Here is a 22,793-nt window from a genome sequence, read left to right as displayed (position 1 = left end):
GCCAGGCTGCGCCTGGAGGCACTCGATTGGGAGGCGGGGAGCTGGTCATCCGCGATAGCGGCTATCGCATGGCTCGCCGCATGGCGGCGGGCGCGTTGAAGACCGCCAGGTTTTACCCGCCATGGATCGATCCCGATCACCGAGATTCCCGCCCACTGGACCACGAGGACGTCAAGCACACCAATGCGATAGGGATGGTGATCGCGGGTGCCGATCTGAGGGGCTTGATGAAACCTCAACGGCGCAGCGGCCCGAATCGGGCTTCGAGCGCCGGGAGCGGGAGGCTGACCCAGCCCGGGAAGTGCACGATGCCGGTTTCGGCGAGTTGCGCGCAGGCGTCGTGCTTCAACAGCAACGCGATCGGGCGGAGCCCCGGGTCACCGCGAAAGACCAACGCGTTGAACGGCGCCGCCCAGTCGTCGATGATCGCCATCCACGGCCATTGCATGGCGTAGGGTTCTTCGGGGCCGAACGGGATGCAGGTCTCGGGACTGCTCGCGGTCAGGTTGACCAGTCCATGCGTCGCCGTCCACCAGGCCACCGAGCGGGCCGCCGCCAGCAGCAGGATCGCTGCCGTCGCCGCCGCGATCAGTTGCCGCAGCATTCGCCCGCCCACGGCCGGCGACAGCGGCGTGCTCCGTTGTTCTACAGCGAGTACCGCAAGTGCGGCGAGCACCGTCAGCCCTAAACCGAGCACGAAGCTCAGTCCGACCTTGAGCCGGATGCCCTCGCCGAGCAGAAAGCCGGCGCCGATTCCGAGCGCGGCGAGCGGCAGCAGCCAGGCCACCGGGGCGAGGAAGGCGGTGAGACGTCCGCGCCAAGGCTGCCGCGGCGCGAAGACCAGCAGCGTCCAGCCGAGGCCGAGCAGGCCGATGCCGATCAGGAATCCAAGCTGCAGGTCGGTCGCCGGCAGCAGATAACCCGCGGCCGCCTCCGGGGCCAAGCGGCCGCGTTCATACGTGGTGAGGCCGGTGATCGTCCAGGCCAAGCGCGCCAACGCCGCCGCGGCGAACCAGCCGGCGATCCAGTACCAGCGCCGCGCGTCAAGCCCCGCGCCGCGCCGGGCGATGGTGACCGCCAGCAGCGCGAGCAGGGCCGCTGCGGTGAAAGAGAGCGGATGAAGAAATACGAGCACCGCCCCCAGCACGAGCCCGTAGGCCAAGGTGGCTATACGCTCGGGATAGAGTAGCGCGGCGAGCACGAACGGCCAGATCAGGTGCAACGTCACCATCAGTTCCGACACGCCCGAGAAATTGAGCTGCAAGGCCAGAAGCCCGAGTACAGGATAGGCCCAGAGCCACGGCGCGCGCCGCCGCACCAGCCACCAGGCGATGGCGAGCGATGCCCAAGGCAACAGGGCGTAGCCGAGCGAGAACGCGTGCCGCAGCACCAGTACGTCATCGGAGAAGCGCCAGGTGAGCAGCACCGGCACCTGCGCGAGTGCGGCACTCACGCGCAGATTCGGAATCAGCGGCTCGCCGGTCAGCACGATTCGTACGAAGTACCATCCACCATCGCCGTAGAGAGGCGCTCCGACGAGTCCGACGACGACGGCCACCGCGCCGATCAGGCCGAGCGCCGCAACCAACAATCGGCGAGTTGCTCGCGGTGGGCGCACGTCGAGCGGTGCGCTCACGCCGTCTCCGCCGCTTGATAAGCGAGGCAAGATTCGGTCGACCGCGACGAGGCTCCAAACACCGCCCGCACTTGCGGCATGCTGCAGCGCTTGCGCGAGAGCCCTTCGCGGCAGTGGGCCCTGAATCGCGTGCGTCCGTCGACGTTGTGCCGAAAAAGCCGGGAACAGACTCTGAGAGATTTCATGGCAAGGATGACTGTCTTCAGCGTCTTTAATCGTTTTTCGCTTGGAATTGAGCGTACGTTAGGAGGCCGTTGTCTCCGGAAAGCGACGAGCTCCACTGGGAAGAGACCGCCGTGCGTGCAGTCACCATTTTACGCTGACCGCCACGATACATTGCTGCAGAGCAATCGCCGCTCGTGCATGAGCGCGGATGAAAGGCGGGTGCTCCTCTCGCATCGCGACCGGCTCGATGAGCTGCATCTGCTGCTGTGATCGGCGCCGGCAGGTCCGGTTGCCGCTCAGGCGCCATCCCCGCAAACGAGCTGGCGGCGTCGGCGCGAAAACGAGCGGCGCGCATGTCGAGACTCAGGGCAAGGTCATGCCGAGGAGTTTTGCGGCCTGATTTAAACGCCGGTCGAAGCAGGAAACCGAGGCTCCGGGTCAGCCGCCACCGCGCGTGTTGAAGGCGACGTTCCAGTGCTCGTCCGGTGTGTCGACCGGGATCGCCGTCAGCTCCAAGGTGCCGACCTCGGTCACCGTGGCCTGAAGCCGGACCGCGACGACCTCGCCCTTTTTGTGATCCTTCGCGGGCAGGACGGTCTGGATCTCGGCGAGCTCCTCGAGCTCATCTTCGCGCCACTCCTCCAGCAGCTCGCCGACCTCGTCCTCGCGCCGGACGCTCGAGCCGAAGAAGCGGAAACGCACCTGCTCGCCCACCACGAGGCCGAACTCCTGCGGCGGCGCGACCGGATCCGACCCCTCTTCGAGCCCGAAAGGCACCAGACAAAGTGCCTGGATCTCGGGCTCCATGCCGGGGATGGCCGGCATCGCGCTCTCGACCCCGACGTAGTAGGAGTGGCTTGTACCGCCGCGGATGCGCACCCCGCCGTGACGCCGGACATGGGCATAAAAGGCGGCCCCGCGGGCGACGGCTAGGTCCAGATCGCGCGCGTCGAGGAGGCGGGCCACGGGCGCATCCTCCGCGCTCAGCCACTGGTTGAGCACCTCGAGCACGCGCTCTTGGAGGACTTGCGCCTTGAAGACACCGCCGTTGAAGAGCACGGCGGTCGGATGCAGGAAGCTCGCGCCCGGTGTCTGGGCCACGAAGCCCTGTAGGTCCTCGGTCGCGCCGGTTTGGCGGCCGAGGAAGGCGGCCAGATGACGGGTCACGGCCGGATCCTGCGCGTAGGGCAGGCCGACCTTGGTGATTGCGCCGCGTGCGCGGACGGCCGGGCGACTGTCGGCGGCGACCGCCGGGAAGAAGCCCTCGATCAGGGTCGAGCGGACCTCCTCGCGGGTGAGCTCGGTACGGATGCTGCCGCCGATCAGACGCGAGCCGCGGCTCGGGACCACGACCGGGATGCTCTCCAGATCGGCATCGGCCAGCAGCGACTCCTTGGCGATGCGGCAGCCGTGCGTCAGCGCCTGCAGCTGCCAGCGATCCAGCTCCACGCCGCTCTTCGCCAGCTTCTGTTTCAGCAGATGGGCGAGGGTCAGGTCCATGTTGTCGCCGCCGAGCAGGATGTGCTCGCCGACGGCGACGCGGGTCAGCTCGAGCGCCCCGTCCTGCTCCGTGACCGCGATCAGCGACAAATCCGTGGTCCCGCCGCCGACGTCCACCACCAGGATGATGTCGCCGACCTGCACCTCGTGCCGCCAAGCGCCCTTGGTGTCGTTGACCCAGGAGTAGAGCGCGGCCTGCGGCTCTTCGAGCAGGACCAGGTGCTCGATGCCGATTGCACGGGCCGCCTCGGCGGTCAGCTCGCGCGCGGCCGGATCGAAGGAGGCCGGCACCGTGACCGTGACCTCCTGACGGCTCAGCTGGTCGTACGGAAACTGCCCGTTCCAGGCGTCGCGCAGATGGGCGAGATAATGCACGGTCGCATCGAACGGGGAGATCCGCGGGATCTCGTCCGGTGCACCGGCCGGCAGGATCGCGGACTTGCGGTCGACGTCCGGATGACAGAGCCAGCTCTTCGCACTTGATACCAGACGGATCGGCGTCGTGGTGCCCTGGTTGCGGGCCATCTCGCCGCAGATGCGGGTGGCGTCGGTCTGCCAGGGCAGGCCAAGATCCGCAGCCTTGAGCTCGTCGGGATGTGGCAGATAGAGACAGGACGGCAGCAGGGGGCGGGCCTCGACAGAGCCCGGCCCGATCAGCTGCGGGATGGAGACGAGACCCTGAACGATGTTCTCGCCCTCGCTCTTGTCCGAATCCACGAACGACAGGGCGCAATGGGTGGTCCCCAGATCGATGCCGACGGCATAGCGATAGTGGCTCACAGCTCCACCTCCGCGGCGGCGAGGATGCGCAGGTCATGTCCGCCGGTGGTCTTGGGAAGGTCCATGTCCGTGACCCGCCAGCCGCGATGCACGAGCGTCCCTTGAAACGGCGGATCTCCGAGGACGTTACCGGTCGGTCGATTGGCAGAGGCGTCGAAACCGGGAGCCAGTGTAACGCGGCTGCCCTCGGGCTCCTGGCGCACCGGGGCGATCTTCAGGTGTGTGTTCAGGATACCCCGGCAGCCCTGATGGACGATGCGTGCGGCAGCGCCGATCTCCTGATCGGAGGCGCCCTTGAGATCTTCCTGCAGAAAGTCCACCAGGCGCCCCTCTTTCTGCAGCAGACCGAGCAGAAGCAAGGCCGAATCCGGCGCAGCACTCGCCGGAGGCACCGGAGCGGGCGCTGCGGGTCGGGCGAAGGCGTGCTCGGCCTCGCCTTTGGCAAGCGCCCCGACAGCGCGGGCGAAGCCCGGATCCTTCAAGATACGGTTGAAGCTGGTGAAGGCGATGAGGGCCCTCCGGACGAAGGAAGGCGTTGCTGAGCCCATGGAAGCATCCTCGTGACGGCCAATTTAATCGGTTCGGACGACGGGCGAGCGCACGTCGTCCCGAGGTGCGCATGGTACCGCGCCGCTCGCCGTCGCTCGACCGTGGATTTCAATGAAATCGGGTGATCTACCCGCACCTGCCTCGATGGCATAATCGGGACATCACCAACAGCCCGGATCGGGCGACATCAGGGGTCTCGGTCGATGCACCCGACGAACTTACAGGCGCCCGGCGCGCCGACCACGGAAGAGCGCCGCAAGATGGTCGAGATCGCGGCCTATTTTCTCGCCGAGCATCGGGGTTTCGCCCCGGGCGCGGCGGATGCCGACTGGATTCGTGCCGAGCAGGCCATCGACACCATGATCGCGGACGGACTCGCCGAGCGCCCCGATGACGCTTCGGCACATCGCGAAGAGCATCGCGACGATGTAATTGAAGGGATCCGCAACGCCCTCAAGCTCGGCGGCGGATTGCCGGCTGGACCTTCATCGCGCTCCGAGCGCTTGTGAACCGGGTTGGTGACGGGCTGATAATACGGTGCGGAGACCGCTGCGCACGCTCATCGGGCTTGCTGCCGAGGGCGCTGATTGCCGTCCGGACGACGCGGACTGCTGTCAGTCGAGCCACCTGTTTTCAATAATGGGGCTGCAGCATCAATGGTTATCGGTGCCGCAGCGGGCGGCGTCCGCTCCTGATACCGGTCACCCGCCGCCCGGCGACTGACGGATCGGTCACGACCCAGAGCGGACATCCCCACGAACCGCGTGGGGGTGTCAGGAAATTTCACATCCCTCTCGCGGACGTCAGTCTCGAATCCGGGATTAAGACCGCTCTTGCAAACCCAGTAGCGTCCGCAACCGGCCGTCGGCCTCCAGCATAATCAACTCCTCTTCTCCCCCGAGATGTTCATCGTTGATGAATATTTGGGGGTAGTACTTGAGCCCGCAGCGCCGGAACATCTCGTCTTTCTCAAGCGACATCAAATCGATCATATGGTCGACATATTCGATGCCGTATCGGTCCAACAGCGCCCGAACATCAACGCATTTCCTGCAGTTACTTGTGCCGTAGATCTCTACTTTTGCAGTCATTCTGATCTCGAATTAGAGAAGCGATCGTGTCGTGAAAGGAGATGTCGATCGGACTACTTCTCGGTGTCTGCGCGGTCACTCTCTGCACCGGCCCCCGACAACAGGAAATTGATGTAAGGCGCATAGAGCAGCACCTGGCCTTGCGCAATACCGAGCTCATTGAATGCTTCCGCGACGCGTTGCAGGCAGTGTAGGTCATCCGGCGTCTGCTTTAGCTCCTCCAAGGCATCAAGCAAGGCAGCGATCTCCTGCGGGTCCACGTATCTCCACAGCATATCAATCGATTCAGTGACTCGGTCGACGTTGACATCGACGCCTTTATCCGGGACGCGAAGCCGGCCGAAATCCTCCTCGATAATCCGTCGCCGCATCGTGCTCACGAACTGATTAAAGGTCTCCCTGTCCGGCTCATCGAGAAACAACTCAACCAGTGGCTCTCTGTTCACCCTGCTGACAAACGAAAGCGTCGAACCCGATATCAGAGGCTCAGGGTCCAAGACGTTCAAAACGACGCTCAAAGACTCCATTCTGAGCGGCGACTTGATGATGTACCGAACCTCGTCATCGACAAGCTCAAATTCCCGAGAACCTTTGATCGCATGCTTCTGCGCGAGCCTTGTACTCATGGCGTACGGTCATGTCCGATTTACAAGCTCTGTATGGAGCTTGGTTGAGGGGAAGAGCCAAATGGATCTTGACTTTCTTAAAGGTGGTTCTTGCCTGCCGGAATTCACCAGCAGACCCCTTGGCTTGCTCACCATACCTCAGCTTCGGCTGAACTGCTCCTACCTCGCCTACCTCGCCTACCTCGCCGGTGTCGGTTCCGCGTGAGGCGCAGCCTCCCGGAAACCCCACCTTCAGCGGCAGCAACGAGCGTAGGCAGGTCGCCGGAGCAGCGCCGGTAAACGGCGCTTCGGGCCGACCCCGAGAAATGAGTACACGCGGAGATAAGAGGCACCTGATCGGCCGCTCCCGCCTCAGACCACAAATCCGCCCGAGCCGGTTCGCGGGTGTCAGGAAATCTCACACCCCGCCGAACACCCACATTCCAGTTGGGGCAGCAACCGACCCGGACCTGCCGCTCGGCGCCTCGTCCTGGGCGACCGTTCCGGACGCATAGCGGTCTCTTGCCATCCGCAATGTCGATCAGGAACTCGTGATGGTCAAGCAAGAGCAACCCACTCACCGCCGCGAGCAGCGTCGTTCGCATTGTCGCAGTCGGTGAAGTCCCGCGACCTTCGTCTAACGAATCAGGGAACCGCATCCGTCACTCGACCTCAATCAAGCAGCAGTCTCAGCAGCACCTTCGGCTCGGAGCCGTTGGCGGCAGCGATGGAGGCGACGGAATGCTGCGCGCCCTGAACGCTGGACCCGGCCTCTTGCAGAGTGCTGAGGATCTGATCCGTGCTTCGCTCGAACAGCGCCGCTACCTGAGTCAGCGGCGCGGCCTCGACTTTTTGGATCAACCCCTTGATCCCGTGTCCGTTTTCGCCCGCGGGCAGCAGCATGAAAGCGGTCGTGAGTGCCAGGGCCCCGACGATGCGCGACAGACCGCTCCTTGGGGCGGATCTGCCCGATGATCTGCGGGAACTCCTCAACGAGTCGATTTCACGATTCAAGGCGGCCGATGATGCCGGCGCCGAAGCCCTGCTGGCTCAACTCCTCGCGCGGGTACCCAAGCATGCTGTCGCCAAGCGCAATCTGGCTGCGATCCTTTCCTACAACGGTCGGTACACGGAGGTGCAGCAACTCTTGGCGCAGGTCGTTGCCGACCATCCGGATGACCTGCGCTCACGCTGTGATTTGGCCAATCTGGTAATCCGGGATGGCAAATTGGACCAGGCCGACGCGTTGCTCAAAGGTTTGGCGGCGCGCCGACGGGGTCGGTCGGGCTTGGGACGCCTTTCATGAAAGTCCTCACGGCCGTGGTGCGTCGGGCCGGGAATCCGAACAGGGGGTAGTCGACATCGTCGAGCGTCAGGCAAAAAAAAGCGCGACGGGCGTCGCGCTTAGAAGTTACCACCAAAGGAGGATGGAGGAGTGCACCGAAGCGCGAAGCTTCAGTACATCATTAGTTTCTTATTTACCGTTTCTCTTGTCAACCCCTTCGTGATGGTCTCGATTCCGGTTCTAAAGGCCGATTTCCGGACAACGCTGTTGCGGGATCGGCCTCGCCCCAAACTGTCCCTGCGAGACGAGTCCGCGGCGCGGCGTCTTGAATCACGCGGGCTCGGCGTGCGGCGCGGCGCCGTGACGAAACACAACGGGAGCGAAGATCGATGGCGATTGAAACAGCGACACTCGGCGGCGGGTGCTTTTGGTGCCTGGAGGCGGCCTTTCAGGACGTGGAGGGCGTGCAGTCCGTGGTCTCCGGATATGCCGGAGGCCCGGGCGCGCAGCCGACTTACCATCAAGTCTGCACGGGTACGACCGGTCATGCCGAGGTGGTCGAGATCGGCTTCGACGACACCCGGATCGACTTCGAGACACTCCTCGAGGTCTTCTTCACGATTCACGACCCCACGACCCTGAACCGCCAAGGCGCGGATGTCGGCAGCCAGTATCGCTCGGTGATCTTTTATCATTCGGATGCGCAACGCGAGATCGCGGAACGCGTGATCGCGCGGCTGAACGCCGAAGGCGTGTGGTCGGACCCCATCGTGACGCAGGTCCAGCCCGCCCCGACCTTCTACCCGGCCGAGGCGTATCATCAGGACTATTACCGCCGCAATCCGAGCCAGGGCTACTGTCAGGTCGTCATCTCGCCCAAGCTGGCCAAGCTCCGGGCGCGTCATGCGGCCCTCTTGGCCAAGTAGTCGAGGTCGACGAATCGGCGCAACCCGTGCAGCATAGAGCCATGCCCGCTCCATCCTTTCGTCTCATCACCCTGGACCTGGACGACACCGTCTGGCCCTGCGTGCCCGTGATCCAAGCGGCCGAGGAGGTTTTCCACGGCTGGCTGCACCGGCATGCGCCGCGTCTGGCCGAGGCCCACGACCTGACCAGCATGCGCCGGCACCGTCGCGAGCTGATGGACGCCATGCCCGAGATCGCGCACGACCTGGGTCAGATCCGCCGCCGCTCCTTGGCCATGCTGCTGGAGTCGTTCGACTATGCGGTCGGGCTGGCCGAGGAGGCGCTGGCGCTCTTCGACGAGCACCGCAATCGTGTCGAGCCCTTCGAGGACGTGGCCCCGGTGCTGCGGACGCTCTCCGCACGTTACCGCTTGGTGTCGCTCACCAACGGCACCGCCAACCCGGAGGCAACGCCCTTGCGCGGGTTGTTCGAGCGCAGCATCACGGCCGCGGATGCGGGCGCCGCCAAGCCCCATCCGGCGCTCTTCATGCGTGCGCTCGAGCACGCCGGGTGCGAGCCGAGCCAGTGCCTGCATCTCGGGGACGATCCCTGGATGGATGTCGAGGGGGCACGCGCGGTCGGGATGACCGCGGTCTGGGTCAATCGCTACGGGCGGTCCTGGCCGGACGATCTGGCACCGCCGGCTCTGACGGTGACGACCCTTCATCAATTTCTGGATTGGCTCGACGCCGAACCGCAGCGCGACCCGAGGTAAGTACGCATGGACTTTGATCTCCTGGCCGTCGATGGATTGGCCCGGCGCGGTCGTTTGAGCTTCGCGCGCGGGACGGTCGAGACCCCGGCCTTTATGCCGGTCGGGACCTACGGGACCGTCAAGGCGATGACCCCGGAGGAGCTGACCGACCTCGGCGCCGAGATCGTCCTGGGCAACACCTTCCATCTGATGCTGCGTCCGGGTACCGAGATCATCCGCCGCTGCGGCGATCTACACGGTTTCATGCACTGGGAGCGGCCCATCCTGACGGATTCGGGCGGATTCCAGGTCTTCAGTCTGGGCGAGCTGCGCAAGATCACGGAGGAGGGCGTGCACTTTCGCTCGCCGGTCGACGGCAGTCCGGTCTTTCTCAGCCCCGAGATCTCCATGCAGGTCCAGCGCGCACTCGGTTCGGACATCGTCATGATCTTCGACGAGTGCACGCCCTATCCAGCCGACGAGGCGCAGGCGCGGGCCTCGATGGCGCTCTCGCTGCGCTGGGCGGCACGCTCGCGCGAGGCCCACGGCGACAACCCATCGGCTCTCTTCGGCATCGTCCAGGGCGGCATGCACGAGGGCCCGCGTGCCGAATCCTTGGACGGACTCATGACCATCGGATTCGACGGCTATGCCGTCGGCGGATTGTCCGTCGGGGAAACCGAGACCGAGCGACTGCGCATCCTCGATTTTCTCGGCGATAGGCTACCCACGGATCGACCGCGTTATCTGATGGGTGTCGGGACACCCGAGGACATCGTCGCCGCCGTCGGGCGCGGTATCGACATGTTCGACTGCGTCATGCCGACCCGCAACGCCCGCAACGGCGATCTCTTTACGCACCAAGGCAAGGTCCGGATCCGCAACGCTGCGAATCGCACCGACGAGGGTCCGTTGGATCCGCTCTGCGACTGCTACTGCTGCCGCCATTACAGCCGCGCCTATCTGCACCACCTGGACAAGTGCAAGGAGATCCTCGGCGCGCGCCTGCAGACGATTCACAATCTGCACTACTACCAAACCCTGATGCGCGGCCTGCGCGATGCCATCGCCGCAGGCCGCTACGCCGCCTTCGTCGGCGAGTTCGAAGCATTGCGAGCAGCACCCGATCCAGCGTGAACCGAGACGTGTCCCCGTGAGCCCAAGGTCCGCGGCGACGTCGGGCCGATCTCGAAACCATGCCCGTCGCGTGCACGCGCCTTGCCCGACGCTGCAACTTGCTCCGCGCTATGCCATAATTCGGCGCCGAGTTTTCCGGAGGTTGAGCGGCCTTTGCGGGCCCCATCCTCGTTACTAACCGTCGGGTCGCGACTGCGCGATCCCCACAGACCATAGGCAATGAATGATGAGCTTCCTGATCTCCGATGCCGTCGCTCAAGGCGAGGCCGCTGCGGGTGCGGGTGACCCCTTTTTGGCAATGCTCCCGCTGGTGCTCTTTGCGGTCGTCTTTTATTTCCTCCTGATCCGTCCGCAGTCCAAGCGACAGAAGGAGCACCGCAAGATGGTGGAGTCCTTGGCGAAGGGTGACGAGGTCGTGACGATCGGCGGCATCGCCGGGCGCATCGCCGACATCGGGGACAACTTTGCGTTGCTCGACATCGCCGAGGGTGTCGCGGTGAAGATCCGGCGCAGCTCGGTCGAGTCCGTGATGCCGAAAGGAACGCTGAAAGACCTGTAAGCCCTTCGCCCGCACCTCGGCCGCGGTGCCTCGTGCGCCGCGGTGTCTTGGACCGGACTTCTCCGGATCAGGGCGCGGGCGCCCTCTTTGGCGCCGGCCGGTGTCCGGCCCATCCCCGATCGCGCCCGCTGTTGCGACTGGAATTGCAATGAATCAATACCCCTTGTGGAAGAATCTCCTGATCCTGGGCGTCATCCTCGGCGCCTTGCTCTTTGCCGTTCCGAATCTCTTCTCTCAGGACCCGTCGATCGAGATCACCGCGGCGCGCGGCTCCGAGGTGACCGAGGCCAGTGTCGCCGAGGTGCGGGCCGCACTTGAAACCGCCGGCGCGCCATTCAAGGACATCGAGACACGCGAGGGCGGCAAGCTGCTAGTGCGTTTCGCCTCCTCCGGGCAGCAATTGGCCGGGCAGGATGCAATCGAGCGGACCCTCTCCGAGCGTTATCGTACCGCGCTGACGCTATCGGCCGACCTGCCCGGTTGGGTGCGGTTTCTCGGTCTCAATCCCATGTCGATGGGGCTTGATCTTCGCGGCGGTATCCATGTCGTGATCGACGTGGATATGGAGGCCGCCCTCGACCAAGCGCTCGAGCGATACGTCGGCGACTTCCGCACCGAACTGCGCGACAGCAAGATCCGCTATCTGACCGTTGCGCGCGAGGGCTCGCGCATCCTGGTCAAATTCAGCGATGCAGCGACGCGCGACGAGGCTCAACGGACCCTGAGCAGCGAGTTCCGGGATCTCGCTATTCAGCCCCTCGACGAAGGCGGTAATTTTGCCATCGCGGCAAGTCTGCCCCCGGCGCAGCAAGAGGAGATCCGCTCCTTCGCCTTGCAGCAGAACATTACGACCCTGCGCAACCGCGTGAACGCTCTCGGCGTGGCCGAGCCCAGCATCGCGCGGCAGGGCGAGCGCCGCATCGTCGTGCAGTTGCCGGGCGCGCAGGATCCAGGTCGCCTGAAAGAGCTGTTGGGCGCAACCGCGACGCTCGAGTATCGCCTCGTCGACACCGAGCACAGCGTTGCCGATGCACTCGATGGCCGCGTCCCCGTCGGTAGCCGCCTCTACCGCGAGCGCGATGGCACGCCGATCCTGCTCAATCGACGGGTCATCGTGACCGGTGACCAGATCACGGACGCATCGGCCGGATTCGACGGTCAGTCCGGAAGCCCGGCGGTCTTCGTGAACCTGGACGGGCAGGGTGCCCGACGTATGCGGGATGTCACGACCGAAAACGTCGGCAAGCCGATGGCTGTCGTCTTCATCGAGAACGTGACCACCACCGAGGTCGTCGACGGCGAGGCGGTCAAGCGCACCCGCAAGGTCGAGGAGGTCATCAGCGTTGCGACCATCCGCGAGCCCTTCGGGCGCCGTTTCCAAACCACCGGATTGGACGGCAGCAACGAGGCCCACGACCTTGCGCTCTTGCTGCGCTCCGGTGCCCTGGCGGCGCCGATCCAGATCGTCGAGGAGCGCACCATCGGCCCCAGCCTGGGTCAGGACAATATCGACCAGGGCTTCCTGTCGGTCATGGTGGGTTTGGCGCTGGTCCTGCTCTTCATGGCGCTCTATTACCGCGTCTTCGGTTTGGTGGCGAATGTTGTCCTGGTCGCCAACGTGATCATGATCGTCGCGATCCTGTCCATGTTGCAGGCGACCTTGACCTTGCCCGGCATCGCCGGGATCGTCTTGACCGTGGGTATGGCGGTCGATGCCAATGTGCTCATCTACGAGCGCATACGCGAGGAGATCCGTAACGGAAGCACCCCGCAAGCCAGTATCCATGCGGGGTATGACAAGGCACTCTCGAGTATCGTCGACGCGAACGTGACGACCCTCATCGCAGCCATCGTCTTGTTCAGCTTCGGAACGGGGCCGATCAAGGGATTCGCCGTGACGCTGGTCATCGGCATCTTGACCTCGATGTTCACCGCCATCTATGGCTCGCGTGCAATGATCAATCTGATCTACGGCGGACGGCGCGTGAAGAAATTGGCCATTTGAACCGCTTGCTTGCGCGGGGCTGGATACCCCGGCGTGTGGTGCGACGTCGAGGCCGCCCGAGGTCTCGGCGTCGCGCGGTTCAGGTGAAAACGGGTTAAGGACTTAAATCGCGTTCCTCTCCGAATCTCGGGGATGGAAGCCGAGCCGATCGCACGCTGAAACCGTGCATGCCGCGCCGGACGCGATTTGACCCATGACGATCACAATCCAGGGCGCTCGATATCGAGAGCGCCCTAAATCAAGGGCGATTCCGATGAGAGACCTGGGTGTCATCAACGAGCTGAATATCGACTTCATGGGCATGCGCCGAGCGTGGGTCATCGTGTCCGGTGCGTTGATGGTGATTTTTTTCCTGTCGATGCTGATACGCGGGTTCAACCTCGGTCTGGACTTCACCGGCGGTACCGTGCTCGAGGTGGGCTATCAGAACCCGGCCGAGCTGAGCGACGTGCGCGCCGCCCTCGAGGCCAAAGGCTTTACCGGTGCGACCATTCAGCATTTCGGTGCGCTCAACGACGTTTTGATCCGGCTCGCACCGCAGGAGGGCGAAGAGGCCAGCGCTCAACTGAGCGACGAGGTCTTCAAAGCGCTCAGCGAGGCTGTCGGCGGACAGGTCGAGCTACGTCGCGTCGAGTTTGTCGGCCCCCAGGTCGGCGAGGAGCTTCGGGAGCAAGGTGGTCTCGCGGTGCTCTTCGCGCTTATCGGCATCTTGATCTACGTGGCCTTGCGCTTTGAGTGGCGCTTCGCCGTCGGTGCCATTGCAGCCACCGTGCACGATGCCCTCTTTGTCGTCGGGATCTTTTCACTTTTTCAGATCCCGTTTGATCTGACGGTCCTGGCTGCGGTTCTGGCGGTGATCGGATATTCGCTGAACGACACCATCGTCATTTTCGACCGCGTCCGAGAGAGTTTCCGCAAGGTCCGCAAGGGAACGGTGCTCGAGATCACCAACATGGCGATCAACCAGACCATGTCGCGGACCATCATCACCTCCGGCACGACCCTGCTTGTTCTCGTCTCGCTGTACATCTTCGGCGGCGAGGCCCTGAGTGGCTTCTCGCTTGCGCTGCTCATCGGGGTCTTTGTCGGGACCTACTCCACCATCTTCATCGCCACCGCCACGGTGATCATGCTCGGGGTGAGTCGCGCCGATCTCCTTCCGGTTCCCAAGGAGGGTGCAGAGGCAGGCAACACCATGCCTTGAGTCACCCCGCTCGCGACCTTCATGGTCCTCGGGCGGGCAGCGCGCGCCGCAACCCGGGGTAACGGAGCCTATCCAGACCTTGATGGAGTCGGCCCAGTCGCATGAAAATCGTGATCCTCGGTGCCGGCCAGGTCGGTAGTTCGGTCGCCGAAAGCCTGGTCTCGGAGGACAACGAGATCACGGTCGTCGATACCGATCTGCCGCGACTGGCACGTCTTCAGGACCGCCTGGATCTGCGGATTGTCGTCGGCAATGCGGCCCTGCCGGCGGTGCTCGAGCGTGCCGGAATGGCCGACGCGGAGCTCCTGATCGCAGTGACGCAAAGCGATCAGACCAATCTCTGTGCCTGCCGCACCGCGGCGACGCTCTTCAACACACCCACCAAGATCGCTCGGTTGCGCTCGGCCGACTACGGTCGTTATCCCCATCTGTTGGACTCGAAAAACTTCGCGGTGGACTTCAGTCTCTGCCCCGAGCAGATCGTCACCGACTATATCGTCAAGCTGCTCGAGTTTCCCGAGGCGCTCCAGGTGCTGGAGTTTGCCGACGGGTTGGTCAGTCTGGTGGCGGTACGCGCCTTCGCCGGTGGTCCCCTGGTCGGTCGCCCGGTGTCCGACCTGCGTCGCCATATCCCGACCCTGGACGCGCGAATCGCCGCGATCTACCGGGGTGATCAACCCATCATCCCCGACGGCGACACCCTGATCGAGTCCGGCGACGAGGTCTTCTGTCTGGCCGCGACCCGCGATATCCGTCAGGTGATGAGCGAGCTGCGCCGCCGCGAGCGGCCGACGCGACGCATCCTCGTCGCCGGCGGCGGCAACATCGGCGAACGTCTTGCGACCGCGACACAGGGCCGCTTCCAGATCAAGATCATCGAGTCCAACGAAGACCGCGCCAAGACCCTGGGCGCCGCCCTCGATCGCGCGCTCGTGCTCATCGGAGATGCGACCGACGAGCAATTGCTCGCCTCCGAGGGGATCGAGGACATGGACATCTTTCTCGCCCTCACCAACGACGACGAGGACAACATCCTCTCTGCATTGCTCGCCAAGTTCATGGGGGCGCGACGGGTGCTGGCCCTGATCAACCGGCGCGCCTATGCCGACCTGGTGCAGGCCGATCGAATCGACATCGCCATCTCGCCCGCGCAGATCTCGATCGGCTCACTGCTGGCCCATGTCCGACGCGGCGATGTCGCTCGTGTGCATAGCCTACGTCGCGGGGCGGCCGAGGCGATGGAGTTGGTCGTCCACGGCGATAGCGGGACATCCAAGGTTATCGGGCGGCGCATCGCCACGCTGGATCTTCCGGCCGGGGTCACGGTCGGGGCCATCGTGCGCGGGCCGCGTCCCGAGCCGGGTCGCGCAGATCGTCGCGAGGTCATCATCGCGCATCACGATCGCGTCATCGAGGCGGAAGACCACATCATCCTCTTTCTGATCAACAAATCCCTGGTCCCCAAGGTCGAGCGTTACTTCCAAGTGGGCTTTGGATTCTTCTGATGTCCGGCCTGCCGTCGGTCATCAACGCGCTCGGACGCTTGCTGCTGGTTTTCAGCCTGACCTACCTGCTGCCCATCGGCTGTGCCCTCGTCTACCGCGACGGGACCTTTGCGACCTTCGTGACCAGCCTGCTTGCCTGCGTTGCCGTCGGTGCCTTGCTGATCGTCGCGACACGCCGTCATCTTCGCGAGCTCAAGTCCCGCGACGGCTTCATCCTGGTCGCCGCGGCTTGGACCCTGACGGCCGCGATCGCGACCGTGCCGCTCATGCTGCACGAGCAGTTGAGCTTCGCCGACGCCTTCTTCGAGACCATGTCCGGGCTCACCACGACCGGCGCGACGGTCATGGTTGGGCTGGATCAGGTCGCGCCGTCCATCAATCTGTGGCGCCACACGCTCAACTGGCTGGGCGGCATGGGGATCATCGTGCTCGCCGTCGCCATCCTGCCTTTGCTCGGCGTGGGCGGCATGCAGTTGCTGCGCGCCGAGGTTCCCGGTCCCATCAAGGACTCAAAGCTCACCGCGCGTATCGCCGACACCGCGACCATCCTCTGGACGGTCTATCTGTGGATCACCATCGTCTGCGTCATTGCGCTCAAGCTGGCCGGCATGGACTGGTTCGACGCCATTTGCCATGCCTTCTCGACGCTCTCGCTCGGCGGCTTCTCGACCCGTGACGCCAGCATCGGCGCCTTCCACTCGCCGCTTATCGAGGTGGTGATCATCGTCTTCATGGTGATCGCCGCGCTCAACTTCGCGACCCACTACACGGCTTGGCGGGCGCGCAGCCTGCGCGCTTATTGGCGCGACGCCGAGGCGAAGGGCGTGCTGGCGGTTCTGCTGGTCAGCACCTTGGGCTGCACGCTCTATCTCTTGATCGTCGGCACCTACAGCGATGCCCTGACCGCATTGCGCGAGGTGAGCTTCAATCTGATCAGCATCGCGACCGACTGCGGCTTCGTCAGTGTCGACTATGCGCAATGGCCCATCTTCGTGCCCTTCTGGATGCTCTTCCTCTCCTGCGTGACCGCCAGCTCCGGCTCCACCGGCGGCGGCATCAAGATGATCCGCACCCTGATCCTGACGCGTCAGAGCTCGCGCGAGATCAGTCGTCTGATCCATCCCACGATGGCCGCCCCCGTCACGGTGGGCGGCGTTCCAATCCCGAACCAGGTGGTCTTCGCCATCCTCGGCTTCATGTTTCTCTACGCCATGAGCATCGTCGGGCTGACCTTCCTGCTGATCTTCGGCGGTCTGGACTTCATCTCCGCCTTCACGGCCGTCATCGCCTGCATCAACAACGCCGGCCCGGGCCTCGGACAGGTCGGTCCGGCCACCAACTATCAGAGCCTCACCGACTACGAGATCTGGGTCCTGAGCTTTACCATGCTGCTCGGACGGCTGGAGATCTTCTCGCTCCTGATCCTCTTTACGCCGAGGTTTTGGCGCAAGTAAGGCGAGCGGGTTGATCCTGCCTTTGTGCCTCAAGGCCGCCCGCCATCAGTATTGCGGTCGATCGGTATGTCCAGGGGATCGCCGTAGCTCGATGAAGGACCGCGGTATCGTCCGGTTGATCCGTCCCTCGCGCGCTATCTGGCGAATGCAGGTCGCCTGCTATCCGCGATCCCCGGCAAGCGCCTGACGGCGAATCGAGCTCGGCACTGCCCAGAGATGGGGTTCTTAACCGCCGTTGGCCTTGCGTCGGCCGTTGACGTGATCCCTGGCGAACAGGACCGCGAGGGTGATTCCGGTGAGCGGCAGGACGAACCAGAGCATCGCGGTGCCGTAGAGATCCAGCGCCGTGTGATGCATGGCCGCCATGACCACGTAGGCGGTATAGGCCAGGTAATAGGCGAAGAAGAGGCCACCCTCCCAGCGGGCAATCTCGCGCCCGGTGACGAAGATCGGCAGACAGGCGACGGCGACCGCGATCATGACGGGGATATCGAACTGCAGGGCTTGCTGTGCGACTGCAATCCCGGAGGGCGAGACCAGGCTGGCCAACCCCAGTACCGCAAGCATGTTGAAGACGTTGCTGCCGACCACGTTGCCGACCGCGATGTCGCGCTCGCCGCGGATGCTGGCAACGACCGAGGTGGCGAGCTCCGGCAGCGAGGTGCCGGCGGCGACGATGGTGAGTCCGATGACGAGCTCGCTTACGCCCAATGCCTGCGCAATGCTCACCGCGCTCGTCACCAAGAGGCGCGAGCCGATCACCAAGATCACCAGGCCGCCCAGCACCCACAGGGGATCGATCCACCAGCGAGTGCTCGACAGGCTCTGGTCGCCCGCGTCTGCCTTGTCGGCGGCGGAGGTGCGCTCGCGCAGACCCTGGCGGATCTGGAAGCCGGTGTAGAGGATGATCCCGGAGAAGAGGATCGCCCCGTCGAGCCGGCCGATGTGCCCGTCCAAGGCGAGCAAGAGCACCAGGATGGATGCGCCTATCATCAGCGGCACGTCGACCCGGATAAGTTGACTGCCGATGGCGAGCGGCACGACCAGCGCCGAGAGCCCCAGGATAAAGAGGACGTTGAAGATATTGCTGCCGACCACGTTGCCGAGCGCGATGTCCGCCTGATCGGACCAGGCGGCCGCCACGCTGACCGCCATCTCGGGCGCGCTGGTCCCGAAGGCGACGATGGTGAGGCCGACGATCAGCGACGGGATACCCAGGCGCGTGGCGATGTTGGATGCCCCGCGTACCAATGATTCCGCGCCGACGGTTAGCAGGACCAAGCCGACCGCCAACATCAATAACGTCATGATCAAATGGATCGCCCTCTGCGGCGGCTGTCTCTCGAGGCGCGGAGCATGACATGCAGTCGATCAGGTCACAAGACAGGTTGGTGTAGACCTCCAGGTTGCCCGACTGCAACCCGTCGGAGCCGGCGCCGCGGGCGTATAGCCACTTGCGCCGCGGCGGCGTACCGCGGCGACCAAGCGGTGCTCGAGCACGTCGGTGGTGATGACAGCCCGGGGCAGGGACAGACTCGCAGGGTAACCGGTACACTCTAGAGGGGTTCGCGGCGATGCGGACGGGCGACGTTTGGCCCGACCAGGGTCCTGCTCCAATTTTGTACAGCCAGCGGGTCGCGCGCCGATGTCCGGCACGCCCGACCGACACTGGGCGACACTGGGCGACACTGGGGACGACCTGGGGACCGAATGGAACAAGCGCAACTCAACTGGATCGCCAACTTCATCTGGGGCATCGCCGACGACGTGCTCCGCGACATCTACGTCCGCGGCAAGTACCGGGATGTGATCCTCCCCATGACCGTACTGCGCCGCCTGGACGCGGTGCTGGAGCCGACCAAGCAGGCCGTCCTCGACATGAAGGGCACACTCGACGGCGCCGGTATCATCCAGCAGGACCAAGCCCTGCGCCAAGCCGCCGGCCAGGCCTTCTACAACACCTCGAGTTTCACCCTGCGCGACCTGCGCTCGCGCGCCAGCCAGCAGCAGCTCAGGGCCGATTTCGTGGCCTATCTGGACGGCTTCTCGCCCAATGTGCAGGAGATCCTCGACAACTTCGAGTTCCGCAACCAGATCCCGCGGTTATCCAAGGCCGACGCCCTCGGCACCTTGATCGAGAGGCTCCTGTCGCCGGACGTCAACCTGAGCCCCAAGCCGGTGCTCAACGGCGACGGCTCGGTCAAGCACCCGGGCCTGGACAACCACGGCATGGGTACCGTCTTCGAGGAGCTGGTGCGGCGCTTCAACGAGGAGAACAACGAGGAAGCCGGCGAGCACTGGACCCCGCGCGACGCGGTCAAGCTCATGGCCAAGCTGATCTTCCTGCCCGTTGCGGACCGCATCGCGGACGGCACCTACCTTCTTTATGACGGGGCCTGCGGAACGGGCGGGATGCTCACCGTCGCCGAAGAGACGCTCCGGCAGATCGCCCGGGCGCGCGGCAAGCAGGTCGCCACCCACCTCTACGGTCAGGAGATCAACGCCGAAACTTACGCCATCGCCAAGGCCGACTTCCTCCTCAAGGGCGAGGGCGAGGCGGCCGACAACCTGGTCGGCGGACCCGAGCACTCGACGCTGGCCAACGACGCCTTTCCGTCGCGTGAATTCGATTTCATGCTCTCCAATCCGCCCTACGGCAAGAGCTGGAAGAGCGACCTGGAGCGCCTCGGCGGCAAAGGCGACATGAAGGATCCGCGTTTCGTCATCGAGCACGCCGGGGACCCCGAGTACTCCCTGATCACCCGCTCGAGCGACGGCCAGATGCTCTTCCTGGTCAACCTGCTGAGCAAGATGAAGCGCTCGACACCGCTTGGCAGCCGCAAGAACCTCGGCAAGAAGAACTGCGAGCTGGCCGACGCGGACATCCAGCGGATCTGCGACACCTTCCTCGCCTTCGAGGAGACCGAGCAGTCCAAGATCTTCCCCAACGCCGCCCTCGGCTACTGGAAGGTCACGGTCGAGCGCCCGCTTCGCCTCAAGGGCATCGACCCGGACCGGGCCTACACCCCCAAGGAGATCAAGGCGCTGAAGGAGACCTTGGAGCGGGCCGAGGAAGCGCCGCCGGTCATCAAGAAGATCCACAAGAAGGGCGCAGTTGCGGACTCTCTCCGCGGCCTCTTCGCCGCCACCATCGACGGCAAGCCCGTCGTGGTCGAGTACGAGCCCGACCCCGACCTGCGCGACACCGAGCAGGTGCCGCTGCTGGAGGACGGCGGCATCGTCGCCTTCCTGCGCCGCGAGGTCCTGCCCCACGCCCCGGACGCCTGGTACGTCCCGGACAGCGTCAAGATCGGCTACGAGATCAGCTTCACCCGCTATTTCTACAAGCCCAAGCCCCTGCGCACGCTGGAGGAGATCCGCGCCGACATACTCGCGCTGGAACGGGAGACCGAGGGGCTCTTGAGCGAGATCGTCGGGGGACAGGCGCGATGAGCGTCTGGCCTGGAGAGGCCCCGCCGGGCTCGACGCCCAAACCGCGGCCGTCGCGCCCCGGATCGCCCAGCGCCAGGCGCCCCTGCACCCCCCATATGCCTGCCAGCGTTTAGCATGGGCCCGCCTGCGCTCCATGTTAAACGCGGCGTTCAACATGGACTACGAGCCGGGCCATGCGCAACGGAGCCGATATCGTGATCGACAGCACTCAAAAGGCCCTGCGAGCGGGCTGGCCCTCACGCCTCCAAGGCGGGCTTAAACTGCTGTTGTCCCCAGCGGATCGCGCCTTGGGCCGGCTTGATAGGTCGGTGCAGACCCTGCCGATCCGGGGAATACGACCTATAATGGCAACCTGATGGCACGACACGATAGCAAGTGAGGTAGCCCATGAAGAACATCACCATCCGCGGCATCGACGACCCGCTTGACCAGGCCCTCAAGGCCCTTGCCGACCGGGAGGCCAGGAGCGTCAATCAACTGGTGCTCGAAGTGCTGAGGGAGCGCTTGGGGCTGGCCAAGGCCGCGCGCCACAGCACCCGGCACCACGACCTGGACGGCCTTTTCGGTACCTGGAGCGCGGAGGAGTATCAAGGAATACAAGGCGCGGTGGAGGGGCAACGCCGCCTGGACCCCGAGCTGTGGTCATGCGACGCGCCCTGATCGACACCAACATCTACTCGCTTGCGATGCGCGGCGAGCCGGATGTGGTGGATCGGCTGCAACAGCTCGATGACCTCGCCTTCTCCGTCGTGAGCCTCGGCGAGCTGCTCGCCGGGTTCCGCGCCGGTCATCGGGAGGCGAAGAACCGACAGGAGCTTGGCCGGTTCCTGGACTCCCCACGGGTTCGTCTCCTGGCCGTCGACGAGGAGACCGCGGACTTCTATGCCGCGATCGTCGTGGCCCTGAAGCGCGCTGGGACACCGATCCCCACCAACGACATCTGGATCGCTGCCGTAGCCCAACGCCACGGCCTGCCGGTCTACACCAGGGACGCCCATTTCCAGGCCGTGCCCGGATTGCTGCTGATCCCATGATCGACGGACTCAAACCCTATCCCGAGTACAAGGACACCGGCGTGGCGTGGATCGGAGAGGTGCCGAGGCATTGGCGCTTGCGACGCACCAAAACACTATTGCGGGAACGCGTTCATAAAGGATTCCCTGACGAGCCATTGTTGGCGGCAACCCAGACTCAGGGCGTCGTCACGAAGGACCGATACGAGAATCGCACGGTACTCGCACTGAAAGACCTGCACCTGCTGAAACTTGTCCGGAAAGGAGACTTCGTGATTAGCCTCCGTTCCTTTCAGGGCGGAATCGAGTATGCCCGCCAGCAGGGAATAATTAGTCCAGCCTACACCGTTCTGTATCCGGCACAGCCAGATGCTCATGGTTTCCTTGCCTGGCTGCTCAAGTCGAAGCCTTACGTGGAGAGCCTGTCGCTATATGTCACTGGGATCCGCCAGGGGCAAAACATTGACTACGAGAAGCTGAGTCGTTCCGAGTTGCCTGTCCCACCAATCCCAGAACAAACCGCCATCGTCCGCTTCCTCGACCACGCGGACCGGCGGATTCGGCGCCACATCGGCGCCAAGCAGAAGCTGATCAAGCTGCTGGAGGAGCAGAAACAGGCCATCATCCACCGCGCCGTCACCCGCGGCCTCGACCCGAACGTCCGCCTCAAGCCCTCCGGCGTGGAGTGGCTGGGGGACGTTCCGGAGCATTGGGTTGTCGCAAGCCTCAGATTCCGCTATCACCAGTGCCTCGGCAAAATGGTCGATGCCAAACGGGAAACCGGCAAGTACCCGGTACCCTATCTTCGAAACGTCGATGTGCAATGGGATCGAATTAACACGGCGGATCTGCCGCAGATTGATATCGCCCCAGGAGAGCATGAACGGTACACGGTTAGATCGGGAGATCTGCTAGTGTGCGAGGGTCGACACCTCGGGCGCGCAGCGTTCTGGCGTGGCGATTTCTCACCCTGCGCGTTCCAGAAGGCGCTTCACAGGTTACGCGCACGAAACCCAAGGATTGACGCCCCACGGTGGCTGTTCTATTGCTTGTATACCGGTCTCATCTGAGTTTTTCTCTCAGGAGTCTAGCGCAAGATTCTGAAGCTTGGCTATCATTGCCGCCATGGTCGACTACACGCTCACATCGAACGAACTGACGCAGTTGCGGGCGGCGCACCGGCGCACGCGTG

General features: G+C 64.3%; 21 protein-coding genes. 14 read left to right on the top strand and 7 right to left on the bottom strand.

Going from position 1 to position 22,793, the window contains the following annotated elements:
- Positions 1-235: 235 nt before the first annotated feature.
- The 3 genes from VLR48_RS11325 to VLR48_RS11315 all read right to left on the bottom strand — a co-directional run bounded on the left by VLR48_RS11325 (position 236) and on the right by VLR48_RS11315 (position 4,629).
- Entirely contained in the window at positions 236-1,636 is a 1,401-nt protein-coding gene (locus VLR48_RS11325) for a hypothetical protein (protein ID WP_325291889.1), read from the bottom strand.
- Between the two features lie 603 nt (positions 1,637-2,239).
- Complete coding sequence (locus tag VLR48_RS11320; protein ID WP_325291888.1) at positions 2,240-4,081, bottom strand: Hsp70 family protein; 1,842 nt, start codon at positions 4,079-4,081, stop codon at positions 2,240-2,242.
- Positions 4,078-4,629 (bottom strand): DUF2760 domain-containing protein, encoded by a 552-nt coding sequence (locus tag VLR48_RS11315; protein WP_325291887.1) that lies wholly within the window; start codon positions 4,627-4,629, stop codon positions 4,078-4,080. Before VLR48_RS11315 ends, VLR48_RS11320 begins: the two co-directional genes overlap by 4 nt.
- 204 nt (positions 4,630-4,833) lie before the next feature.
- On the opposite strand from VLR48_RS11315, the gene VLR48_RS11310 reads away from it, so the two are divergent.
- Complete coding sequence (locus VLR48_RS11310; protein ID WP_325291886.1) at positions 4,834-5,139, top strand: DUF2934 domain-containing protein; 306 nt, start codon at positions 4,834-4,836, stop codon at positions 5,137-5,139.
- A gap of 312 nt (positions 5,140-5,451) precedes the next feature.
- Here VLR48_RS11310 and VLR48_RS11305 read toward each other — a convergent pair whose 3' ends face one another.
- From VLR48_RS11305 to VLR48_RS11295, 3 genes are all read right to left on the bottom strand, one after another.
- Positions 5,452-5,721 carry a glutaredoxin domain-containing protein gene (locus VLR48_RS11305; RefSeq protein ID WP_325291885.1) on the bottom strand — a complete coding sequence of 90 codons (270 nt, stop codon included), beginning with the start codon at positions 5,719-5,721 and terminating at the stop codon, positions 5,452-5,454.
- 53 nt (positions 5,722-5,774) lie between these two features.
- Complete coding sequence (locus VLR48_RS11300) at positions 5,775-6,347, bottom strand: hypothetical protein (protein ID WP_325291884.1); 573 nt, start codon at positions 6,345-6,347, stop codon at positions 5,775-5,777.
- Between the two features lie 651 nt (positions 6,348-6,998).
- A complete protein-coding gene (locus VLR48_RS11295; RefSeq protein ID WP_325291883.1) occupies positions 6,999-7,229 on the bottom strand; it encodes a hypothetical protein in 231 nt (76 codons plus the stop codon).
- Between VLR48_RS11295 and VLR48_RS11290 the strand changes: the two genes are divergently transcribed.
- From VLR48_RS11290 to VLR48_RS11250, 9 genes are all read left to right on the top strand, one after another.
- Positions 7,228-7,632: a tetratricopeptide repeat protein gene (locus VLR48_RS11290; RefSeq protein ID WP_325291882.1), complete on the top strand. Its 405-nt coding sequence runs from the start codon at positions 7,228-7,230 to the stop codon at positions 7,630-7,632. The two genes, VLR48_RS11295 and VLR48_RS11290, sit on opposite strands and share 2 nt — an antisense overlap.
- A 368-nt stretch (positions 7,633-8,000) precedes the next feature.
- The gene (gene msrA, locus VLR48_RS11285; protein WP_325291881.1) at positions 8,001-8,537 is read left to right on the top strand and encodes a peptide-methionine (S)-S-oxide reductase MsrA; all 537 of its coding nucleotides are present in this window, start codon (positions 8,001-8,003) and stop codon (positions 8,535-8,537) included.
- Between the two features lie 41 nt (positions 8,538-8,578).
- Positions 8,579-9,292 carry an HAD family hydrolase gene (locus VLR48_RS11280; protein ID WP_325291880.1) on the top strand — a complete coding sequence of 238 codons (714 nt, stop codon included), beginning with the start codon at positions 8,579-8,581 and terminating at the stop codon, positions 9,290-9,292.
- A gap of 6 nt (positions 9,293-9,298) precedes the next feature.
- Positions 9,299-10,408 (top strand): tRNA guanosine(34) transglycosylase Tgt, encoded by a 1,110-nt coding sequence (gene tgt, locus VLR48_RS11275; protein WP_325291879.1) that lies wholly within the window; start codon positions 9,299-9,301, stop codon positions 10,406-10,408.
- A gap of 226 nt (positions 10,409-10,634) precedes the next feature.
- Positions 10,635-10,967 carry a preprotein translocase subunit YajC gene (yajC, locus tag VLR48_RS11270; RefSeq protein WP_296704127.1) on the top strand — a complete coding sequence of 111 codons (333 nt, stop codon included), beginning with the start codon at positions 10,635-10,637 and terminating at the stop codon, positions 10,965-10,967.
- 148 nt (positions 10,968-11,115) lie between these two features.
- Complete coding sequence (secD, locus tag VLR48_RS11265; protein WP_325291878.1) at positions 11,116-12,972, top strand: protein translocase subunit SecD; 1,857 nt, start codon at positions 11,116-11,118, stop codon at positions 12,970-12,972.
- Between the two features lie 253 nt (positions 12,973-13,225).
- A complete protein-coding gene (gene secF, locus VLR48_RS11260) occupies positions 13,226-14,176 on the top strand; it encodes a protein translocase subunit SecF (RefSeq protein ID WP_325291877.1) in 951 nt (316 codons plus the stop codon).
- A 101-nt stretch (positions 14,177-14,277) separates the two neighbouring features.
- On the top strand, positions 14,278-15,681 hold the full coding sequence (gene trkA / locus VLR48_RS11255) for a Trk system potassium transporter TrkA (protein WP_325291876.1): 1,404 nt from the start codon (positions 14,278-14,280) through the stop codon (positions 15,679-15,681).
- Positions 15,681-17,135, top strand: coding sequence for a TrkH family potassium uptake protein (locus VLR48_RS11250; protein WP_325291875.1), 1,455 nt, complete (start codon positions 15,681-15,683; stop codon positions 17,133-17,135). Before trkA ends, VLR48_RS11250 begins: the two co-directional genes overlap by 1 nt.
- A gap of 225 nt (positions 17,136-17,360) precedes the next feature.
- Here VLR48_RS11250 and VLR48_RS11245 read toward each other — a convergent pair whose 3' ends face one another.
- Positions 17,361-18,443, bottom strand: a complete 1,083-nt coding sequence (locus VLR48_RS11245; RefSeq protein WP_325291874.1) for a calcium/sodium antiporter — start codon at positions 18,441-18,443, stop codon at positions 17,361-17,363.
- Positions 18,444-18,845: 402 nt separating this feature from the next.
- Between VLR48_RS11245 and VLR48_RS11240 the strand changes: the two genes are divergently transcribed.
- The 4 genes from VLR48_RS11240 (at position 18,846) to VLR48_RS11225 (ending at position 22,671) form a co-directional block, all read left to right on the top strand.
- The gene (locus VLR48_RS11240) at positions 18,846-20,588 is read left to right on the top strand and encodes a class I SAM-dependent DNA methyltransferase (protein WP_325291873.1); all 1,743 of its coding nucleotides are present in this window, start codon (positions 18,846-18,848) and stop codon (positions 20,586-20,588) included.
- A gap of 387 nt (positions 20,589-20,975) precedes the next feature.
- Positions 20,976-21,248 carry a FitA-like ribbon-helix-helix domain-containing protein gene (locus VLR48_RS11235; RefSeq protein WP_325291872.1) on the top strand — a complete coding sequence of 91 codons (273 nt, stop codon included), beginning with the start codon at positions 20,976-20,978 and terminating at the stop codon, positions 21,246-21,248.
- Positions 21,233-21,622: a type II toxin-antitoxin system VapC family toxin gene (locus VLR48_RS11230; RefSeq protein ID WP_325291871.1), complete on the top strand. Its 390-nt coding sequence runs from the start codon at positions 21,233-21,235 to the stop codon at positions 21,620-21,622. Before VLR48_RS11235 ends, VLR48_RS11230 begins: the two co-directional genes overlap by 16 nt.
- The gene (locus VLR48_RS11225; protein ID WP_325291870.1) at positions 21,619-22,671 is read left to right on the top strand and encodes a hypothetical protein; all 1,053 of its coding nucleotides are present in this window, start codon (positions 21,619-21,621) and stop codon (positions 22,669-22,671) included. The genes VLR48_RS11230 and VLR48_RS11225 overlap by 4 nt, the downstream gene beginning before the upstream one ends.
- Positions 22,672-22,793 lie beyond the last annotated feature (122 nt).

The organism is Thiocapsa sp., assembly GCF_035467215.1.
Lineage (GTDB): Bacteria > Pseudomonadota > Gammaproteobacteria > Chromatiales > Chromatiaceae > Thiocapsa.
This window is presented reverse-complemented; position numbering and strand designations above follow the sequence as displayed.

Bases quoted from the DNA above. Each gene is read 5' to 3' on its own strand.
- VLR48_RS11315 (WP_325291887.1), bottom strand. From the start codon at position 4,629: ATGGGCTCAGCAACGCCTTCCTTCGTCCGGAGGGCCCTCATCGCCTTC.
- VLR48_RS11310 (WP_325291886.1), top strand. From the start codon at position 4,834: ATGCACCCGACGAACTTACAGGCGCCCGGCGCGCCGACCACGGAAGAG.
- VLR48_RS11305 (WP_325291885.1), bottom strand. From the start codon at position 5,721: ATGACTGCAAAAGTAGAGATCTACGGCACAAGTAACTGCAGGAAATGC.
- VLR48_RS11300 (WP_325291884.1), bottom strand. From the start codon at position 6,347: ATGAGTACAAGGCTCGCGCAGAAGCATGCGATCAAAGGTTCTCGGGAA.
- VLR48_RS11290 (WP_325291882.1), top strand. From the start codon at position 7,228: ATGAAAGCGGTCGTGAGTGCCAGGGCCCCGACGATGCGCGACAGACCG.
- VLR48_RS11295 (WP_325291883.1), bottom strand. From the start codon at position 7,229: ATGCTGCTGCCCGCGGGCGAAAACGGACACGGGATCAAGGGGTTGATC.
- msrA (WP_325291881.1), top strand. From the start codon at position 8,001: ATGGCGATTGAAACAGCGACACTCGGCGGCGGGTGCTTTTGGTGCCTG.
- VLR48_RS11280 (WP_325291880.1), top strand. From the start codon at position 8,579: ATGCCCGCTCCATCCTTTCGTCTCATCACCCTGGACCTGGACGACACC.
- tgt (WP_325291879.1), top strand. From the start codon at position 9,299: ATGGACTTTGATCTCCTGGCCGTCGATGGATTGGCCCGGCGCGGTCGT.
- yajC (WP_296704127.1), top strand. From the start codon at position 10,635: ATGAGCTTCCTGATCTCCGATGCCGTCGCTCAAGGCGAGGCCGCTGCG.
- secD (WP_325291878.1), top strand. From the start codon at position 11,116: ATGAATCAATACCCCTTGTGGAAGAATCTCCTGATCCTGGGCGTCATC.
- secF (WP_325291877.1), top strand. From the start codon at position 13,226: ATGAGAGACCTGGGTGTCATCAACGAGCTGAATATCGACTTCATGGGC.
- trkA (WP_325291876.1), top strand. From the start codon at position 14,278: ATGAAAATCGTGATCCTCGGTGCCGGCCAGGTCGGTAGTTCGGTCGCC.
- VLR48_RS11250 (WP_325291875.1), top strand. From the start codon at position 15,681: ATGTCCGGCCTGCCGTCGGTCATCAACGCGCTCGGACGCTTGCTGCTG.
- VLR48_RS11245 (WP_325291874.1), bottom strand. From the start codon at position 18,443: ATGACGTTATTGATGTTGGCGGTCGGCTTGGTCCTGCTAACCGTCGGC.
- VLR48_RS11240 (WP_325291873.1), top strand. From the start codon at position 18,846: ATGGAACAAGCGCAACTCAACTGGATCGCCAACTTCATCTGGGGCATC.
- VLR48_RS11235 (WP_325291872.1), top strand. From the start codon at position 20,976: ATGAAGAACATCACCATCCGCGGCATCGACGACCCGCTTGACCAGGCC.
- VLR48_RS11230 (WP_325291871.1), top strand. From the start codon at position 21,233: ATGCGACGCGCCCTGATCGACACCAACATCTACTCGCTTGCGATGCGC.
- VLR48_RS11225 (WP_325291870.1), top strand. From the start codon at position 21,619: ATGATCGACGGACTCAAACCCTATCCCGAGTACAAGGACACCGGCGTG.